General features: G+C 63.1%; 7 protein-coding genes. 5 read left to right on the top strand and 2 right to left on the bottom strand.

The window, feature by feature from the left end; all coding sequences use genetic code 11:
• Positions 1-205: 205 nt before the first annotated feature.
• Complete coding sequence (locus L630_RS0120285; protein WP_024850005.1) at positions 206-1,090, bottom strand: LysR substrate-binding domain-containing protein; 885 nt, start codon at positions 1,088-1,090, stop codon at positions 206-208.
• Positions 1,091-1,183: 93 nt separating this feature from the next.
• On the opposite strand from L630_RS0120285, the gene psrA reads away from it, so the two are divergent.
• The 5 genes from psrA to phnE (L630_RS0120260) all read left to right on the top strand — a co-directional run bounded on the left by psrA (position 1,184) and on the right by phnE (L630_RS0120260) (position 5,779).
• Positions 1,184-2,305, top strand: coding sequence for an iron-containing alcohol dehydrogenase PsrA (gene psrA / locus L630_RS0120280; protein WP_024850004.1), 1,122 nt, complete (start codon positions 1,184-1,186; stop codon positions 2,303-2,305).
• Positions 2,306-2,367: 62 nt separating this feature from the next.
• Positions 2,368-3,282 carry a phosphate/phosphite/phosphonate ABC transporter substrate-binding protein gene (locus tag L630_RS0120275; RefSeq protein ID WP_034331163.1) on the top strand — a complete coding sequence of 305 codons (915 nt, stop codon included), beginning with the start codon at positions 2,368-2,370 and terminating at the stop codon, positions 3,280-3,282.
• Between the two features lie 65 nt (positions 3,283-3,347).
• Positions 3,348-4,100 (top strand): phosphonate ABC transporter ATP-binding protein, encoded by a 753-nt coding sequence (gene phnC, locus L630_RS0120270; protein ID WP_024850002.1) that lies wholly within the window; start codon positions 3,348-3,350, stop codon positions 4,098-4,100.
• Complete coding sequence (phnE, locus tag L630_RS0120265; protein ID WP_024850001.1) at positions 4,100-4,924, top strand: phosphonate ABC transporter, permease protein PhnE; 825 nt, start codon at positions 4,100-4,102, stop codon at positions 4,922-4,924. Before phnC ends, phnE (L630_RS0120265) begins: the two co-directional genes overlap by 1 nt.
• Positions 4,925-4,936: 12 nt before the next feature.
• Positions 4,937-5,779, top strand: coding sequence for a phosphonate ABC transporter, permease protein PhnE (phnE, locus tag L630_RS0120260; RefSeq protein ID WP_024850000.1), 843 nt, complete (start codon positions 4,937-4,939; stop codon positions 5,777-5,779).
• 191 nt (positions 5,780-5,970) lie between these two features.
• Here phnE (L630_RS0120260) and L630_RS21995 read toward each other — a convergent pair.
• Positions 5,971-6,157: aldehyde dehydrogenase family protein (locus L630_RS21995; protein ID WP_034331157.1), on the bottom strand; the 187-nt coding region annotated here is incomplete at its 5' end.

The raw sequence follows: 6,157 nt of genomic DNA, 5'->3' as shown, positions 1-6,157 counted from the left end.
TCGAGATAGGCCGGCTCGCAGCCGTCAAGGCAGATCGCAATCGCGCAGACGCGCGGCCATGAATAGTCCCGGCCATTGGCAGTGACGCTGACGGGAGTGTGCTGGTTCATATCCTCAGCCTCGAATTGCTTCTTCGAGCAGTAGCCTAACGAGGCGAGCACCCATTCGCCAAATCGTTATTCTGGATGCTTCCTATTGAAGTAGACTATGGGTCGAGCGCGATGTTCTTCCCAAGGACTGAGCGGAAGAAGGCGGCAATGCGCGGCGCCTGGCGCCGCTCCTGCAGGCAGGCGAGCCGGTACTCGGTGCGCACGTCGGCATCGGCAAAACGGATCGTGGTAAGGCGGGGATGCGGCACAAACTCGAAGTCGGCGACGACGCCGATGCCGAGCCCGCGCTCGACCGCCTTCCAGATTCCCTCGCGGCTGCCAATCTCGAGGAACGGGCGGATCTCGACATTCGCGGCCTCGGCCGCCTGCGCCAGCGCGCGCCGGGTGGTCGAACCGGTCTCGCGCAGGATCAGCCGCTGCGTGGCAAGCTCGCCGATCTTCACCGTGTCCCGTCCGGCCCAGGGATGGTCGGTATCGACGAAGACGACGACCTCGTGGGTACTGAAGGGGATCGAGAAAACGCGCGGATCATCAATAACATGGGCGAGGATGGCGACGTCCGCTTCCAGTTCGAGGATCCGCTGCAGCGTCTGGTCGGAATTGCCGAGCAGCATCGACACGTTGATCTGCGGATAGTCCTGCAGGAAGCGCGCGACCATTTCGGTGGCGTGGAACGGGCCGACAGCGGCGACCCGCAGCGCGCCGATCGTCATGTGGCCGCTGTTCTGCAGAAGCTCGCTCGCCTCTTCGTGCAGGCGCATGATGCGGCGGCTGATCTCGTAGAGCGCGGCGCCCGTATCGGTGAGCTCGACGCGCCGGCCGCGCCGCACCAGAAGCTCGACACCGTAGCGTTCTTCAAGGTCGCGTACCTGCGTCGTCACAGTCGGCTGGCTGATGTTCAGCGCCTGCGCGGCCGCAGTAAAGCCGCCGTTTTCGGCGACTGCATTGAAGGAGCGGAGGTGGGTGAAAACTATAGACACGGTCTATGCTAATCACACAGGATTTGTATTAGTCAATGGACCGAATGTCGGCGACCTTTCTGCACCTGAATGAAAACAACTCAGGAAAGTGTCGTGTGGTCTTATCGCAACCCAGTCGATGTTCGTTTCGGTCAGGGAAGCTTCTCCGAGCTCTGCAACCTGATTTCAGGCCGCAGCTATGCGCTGGTCACCTACGGTGAGCCCTATTTCCGCGGGCTGACCGAGGAGCTGGCGAAGCGCGCAGGTGAGCCGGTGCTGATCATCGACGACATTGCGCCCAATCCGGACATCGACCACCTGCGGCACCAGACGGCACGCTTTACCGGGCTTAAGACGGCGCCGGAGGTGATCGTCGCGCTCGGCGGCGGCTCGGTGATCGACTCGGCCAAGGTGTTTGCCGCCGCGCGCGGCAACTTCGACGCGATGGAGGCGTATCTCAAGAAGCGCGCAAGTGCCGACACAATCAATCCCTGGCCGCTGATCGCCGTGCCGACGACTGCGGGGACCGGCAGCGAGGTAACCTGCTGGGGCACGGTCTGGGACAACGCGAACGGCGTGAAATATTCGCTCGCCCATCCCGCGCTCTATCCGCAATATGCGCTGGTCGATCCCGCGCTGATGATCGGCAAGTCGAAGGACCTGACGATCCAGACTGGCCTCGACGCCCTCTCCCACTCGCTCGAAAGCCTCTGGAACCGCAACGCCAACCCCGTGTCGATGGCGCATGCAGTGGCCGCCGCGCGCGGCGTACTGTCGACGCTGCCCGCTCTCGCGGGCGACCTGCGCAACCCGCAGTTGCGCGAGCGCATGGCGCGGGCGGCCACGCTGGCCGGTTTTGCCTTCTCCAACACCAAGACGGCAATTGCCCATTCGCTTTCCTATCCGATCACCCTGCGCCACGGTGTGCCGCATGGCATTGCCTGTTCGTTCAGCCTCCCAATGATCATCCGCAGCGTCGCCGGCCATGGCGGCATTTGCGAGGAGGGCCTGCGCGCGATTTTCGGGTGCGATGCGGCTGGCGCGGCAGAACGCCTTGAGACAACCCTCTCGAAACTTGGGGTTGCGACGGATTATCGTCACTATGGAATTGAGGAAGCCGAGTGGCGGGAACTGATCGAAAGCGCCTTCGAGGGAGAGCGCGGACAGAACTTCATCGGTGAGCGGCAGGAACTGCTGGTCGCTGCCGGGCTGGAGGAAAAGGCATCGGCCGCATAGGGGAGCGGCCGGGAGGAGAAGCCGAACAATAGCCCCCGACTTTTGTCATCATGGAGGAGAAGATGAAGTCGCTGAGGAAATTTGCTGCCACGCTTGCGGCAGCGACCGCCGTCGCAGGTATTTCTGCCCACGCTTATGCCCAGGAATGCGTTGATCCCGGCCAGCTGGTGTTCTCGATCATCCCGACCGAGGAGACCACGCAGGAGCTCGACATCTACCAGCCGCTTTTGAAGGCGATGAAGGAGAAGACCGGCAAGAGCATCGAGTTCTTCATGCCGACCTCCTACGCCTCGGTGATCGAGGGCATGGTGAATGGCTGGGTGCATGTGGGCGTGCACGGCCCGAACTCCTACGTGCTGGCGCACGAAAAGGACCCGAAGCTCGAAGTCTTCGCTACTTACACCAAGACCAAGGGCCACTTCCAGGAGGAAGGCCCGGGCTACCGCGCGGTGCTGCTTGTTGGCGCTGAGTCCAAGTTCGACAGCATCGATTCCCTCAAGGGCACCGTCGTCGGCCTTGCCGATCCGGCCAGCACCTCCGGAAACCTGATGCCGCGCATGGTGTTCGGCGAGGTGGTCAAGACCGGCCCGGAAATCGAACAGTACTTCTCGCGCGTCGTCTATACCGGTGGCCATGACCAGTCGGCGCTTGCCGTGAAGGAAGGACGCGTCGACAGCGCCTTCGTCGCCACCCACCGCCTCGACAACGTCATCGACCGCGAGCTGGCCAAGCCTTCGGACTTCCGCGTCCTCTGGGAATCCGACATCATTCCGCAGGACCCGATGGTCTATCGCAACGATCTTTGCGAGCCGATCAAGGCCGCGATCCGGGAGTCCTTCCTGACGCTGCACGAGAATCCCGACGCCAAACCGCTGTTCGACGGCATCAAGTCGACGAAGTTCGTGCCGATGGAGGACAAGGACTACGACATCATCCGCATGCTGGTCGAAGCTGAGAAGGCGGCGGAAGGCAAGTGAGACACGAACGGAATTTCGCGGAAGGCCGGGAGGAGAACGGCCTTCCGGCGGAAAGGGAGAGACCGGTGCCGGTACTGGAAGTTCGCAATCTCAAGGTAAGCTACTCGGCGAGCGGGCCTCAGATCCTCAAGGGCATTGATTTTGCCGTCGACGGCGACGACTTCTGCGCCGTCATTGGCCCATCCGGCGCCGGCAAGTCGACGCTGATCCGCTGCGTTAACCGGTTGGTCGAGGCAAGCGACGGCGACATCATCCTGTTCGGCCAGGATGTGCGCAAGCTGAACGGCGGCGAGCTGCGCCGGATGCGCCGGCGGATCGGCATGATCTTCCAGGAGTTCAACCTGGTGAATCGCATGTCGGTGATGGACAACGTGCTGTCCGGCCGGCTCGGCTATACTGGCGCGTTCCGCAGCCTCTTCAAGGTGTTTCCGCGCGAGGATATCGAGCGGGCGCTGGAGCTGCTCGAGCGTGTCGGCCTGCAGGACCATGTCGACAAGCGCGCGGACGAACTGTCCGGCGGCCAGCGCCAGCGTGTCGGCATCGCCCGCGCGCTCATGCAGAAGCCGGAAATCCTGCTCCTCGACGAGCCGACCTCCGCGCTCGACCCAAAAATCTCGCGCGACGTAATGCGCCTGATCAAGGAGCTGGCGCGCGAGTTCCGGGTGCCGGTGCTGTGCAACATTCACGACGTGCAGCTGGCCCTGGAAACCTGCAACCGCATCATCGGCCTGCAGGACGGTTACAAGAAGTTCGACGGGCCGGCCGAGGGCATGCGCAAGCAGGACCTCGACGAAATCTATGCGATGGAGGTGCTGTGATGGTTGCCGCCGTCGGGCTTCAGGGCGCGCCGTATCTTTCCTATGTCGAGCGCAAGCGCCGGCGCCGGGTCAATAACTGGGTGATCGCCGCGTGCATCGCCGTCGTACTGGGCTGGTGCATCTGGGACACCGTAATGGTGGACACTGACTGGGCGCGCATGGGCGGCGCGCTCGGCATCATTGGCACGCTCGAGCGCTTCTTCTGGATCGACTGGGGGCTGGTCCCCTCGCTGATCGTACCGGCGCTCGAGACGATGATGATGGCGACGCTTGGCACGCTGCTCGGCTGCGTCTTCTCGCTGCCGGTCGCCTGGTTCGGCGCCTACAACGTCACGCCAAACCGCTACATCTTCTATCCGCTCGGCCGCTTCCTGATGGTGCTGTCGCGCTCGATCCACGAGATCATCTGGGCGCTCTTGTTCGTCGGCGCTGTCGGCCTCGGCGCGCTGCCCGGCATCCTCGCGGTCGCCATGCGCTCGGTCGGCTTCATCTCGAAGATCACGGCGGAAGCCATTGAGAACATCGACCCCAAGCCGGTCGAAGCGATCCGCGCCGTCGGCGGCAACCAGTTCCAGGTCATGTATTACGGCATCCTGCCGCAGATCCTGCCGGTGGTGATCGGCACGATCATCTTCGAATGGGACATCAACATTCGCCGCTCCGCAATCATGGGACTGGTCGGCGCGGGTGGTCTCGGCCTCGTCTTCTTCCGGCAGATGGCGATGTTCAACTATGGCGGCGTCACGCTGGTGGTGCTGGCGGTGCTGGTGCTGATCGCCATTGGCGAGGTCATCTCCCACTATGCCCGCAAGGCCGTGATCTAGGAGGAGGCGCAGATGACAGCCATTTCAGCTGACGGTCACATGCCCGCCCCGGTTCGCAGGTGGTCGCGCTACAAGCATCCGCGCTCGACAATCCGCTTTGCGGTTCTGATCGCGGTGCTTGCCTTCCTGTCGTGGTCAATCGCTTTCCTCAACATTGACCTCTACCGCATCATCGGCGCTTTCCCGCGGCTGTGGGAGATTTTGGCCACCCGCTACTTCCCGCCGGACATCGACTATGTTCTCGATGACAGCTTCCTGCATTCGGTGCTGCGCACGATCGAGATGTCGCTGCTGGGCGGCTTCTTCGGCGTGGTCCTAGCGATCCCGCTTGCCTGGATGGCGGCGCGCAACATCACCATCAGCCGCCGCATCGCCTATCCGCTCGGTCGCTTCGCCATCATGGGCAGCCGCTCGATTCACGAGACGATCTGGACGATCCTGTTCGTCACCGTGCTCGGTTTCGGCATGCTGGCGGGCACACTCGCGCTCACCGTGTTCTGCGTCGGCTTCGCCGGCAAGCTGTTCGCTGACGAGCTCGAGGCGATCGACATGGGCCCGGTTGAGGCGCTGCGTTCGGTGGGAGCGAGCAACCTGCAGGTGTTCCAGTATGCGGTGCTGCCGCAGATCCGCGTCGCTTTCACCGGCATTGCGATCTACACTTGGGACGTCGCCTTCCGCGCGGCGACCGTGGTCGGCTTTTTCGGCGGCGGCGGCATGGGCTGGTATCTCAAGCGTACGACGCAGCAGCTCGAAAACACCCGCGTCGCGGCCATCCTGCTCACCATCATCGTCCTCGTGCTGCTTGCCGAACTCGCATCCGGCTGGCTGCGCCACAGGATCGCAAAGATGCGCTGACCTCCCTGCGCGGCAACCCGAGGCACGGCCGGTTCTCCACCACCGCCCGTGCCTCGGTCCATTTCGGTCCCCACAAGAAGGCAGCTCAACCGGGCGGCGGCAGCCGCGCGATGTTTGCCGGACGCAAAAGCGCAAAACGCAGGCGGGTTTTTAGCGCTTCCAGCGACGTCTCATGATGGGTGGCGATCCGTTCAGATCGCCGAGCAGATGTACTTCATCTCGAGATATTCCTCGATGCCGTACTTCGAGCCCTCGCGGCCGAGGCCGGATTGCTTCACGCCGCCGAAGGGCGACATCTCGTTGGAGATCAGGCCGGTGTTGTGGCCGACCATGCCGTATTCGAGGCCTTCGGAAACACGTACCGCGCGGGCGTGGTCC

Source organism: Aminobacter sp. J41 (genome assembly GCF_000526635.1).
Lineage (GTDB): Bacteria > Pseudomonadota > Alphaproteobacteria > Rhizobiales > Rhizobiaceae > Aerobium.
The sequence above is the reverse complement of the archived record's forward strand: the minus strand, read 5'-3'. Positions and strand labels throughout refer to the sequence as shown.

What these genes read in the sequence shown, in the direction of transcription:
- L630_RS0120275 (WP_034331163.1), top strand. Translation starts at nt 2,368, where the DNA reads ATGAAGTCGCTGAGGAAATTTGCTGCCACGCTTGCGGCAGCGACCGCC.
- phnE (WP_024850000.1), top strand. Translation starts at nt 4,937, where the DNA reads ATGACAGCCATTTCAGCTGACGGTCACATGCCCGCCCCGGTTCGCAGG.
- phnE (WP_024850001.1), top strand. Translation starts at nt 4,100, where the DNA reads ATGGTTGCCGCCGTCGGGCTTCAGGGCGCGCCGTATCTTTCCTATGTC.